1 protein-coding gene is annotated in these 337 nt (G+C 55.5%); it reads left to right on the top strand.

The genetic code is table 11. The features are described 5' to 3' along the window. A partial coding sequence (locus F8R13_RS11530; RefSeq protein ID WP_216642632.1) for an Ig-like domain-containing protein occupies positions 1–337 on the top strand: 337 nt, incomplete at both ends.

Below are 337 nucleotides of genomic sequence, written 5' to 3'. Positions count from 1 at the left end.
GGCCATACGGGTAGCGATGCGGTGAGCATAGACAGCATCACGCAAGACACCGGCAGCAACACAAGCGACTTCAAGACAAGTGATCAGACCTTGTCAGTCAGTGGTAAAGCCTACCTAGAGACAGGAGACACCCTAACGGTGAGCTTCAATGGCACCACCTACACGCTAGGCGGCACAGGCACAAATGATGGCAAGCTAACAATCGACGGCAACGGCGTATGGACGCTAGATGCGACCGGCACCAGCTTGACTGACGGCACCTATACAGCGACAGCCACGGTGACAGATGTAGCAGGCAACACAGCCAATGCGAGCCAAGACATCGTCGTAGACACCA

This window comes from Hydrogenovibrio sp. JE_KL2 (assembly GCF_009296185.1).
Taxonomy (GTDB): Bacteria; Pseudomonadota; Gammaproteobacteria; order Thiomicrospirales; family Thiomicrospiraceae; genus Hydrogenovibrio.
Note: the sequence above shows the minus strand (reverse complement) of the source record. Positions and strands in the feature narration are given on the sequence as shown.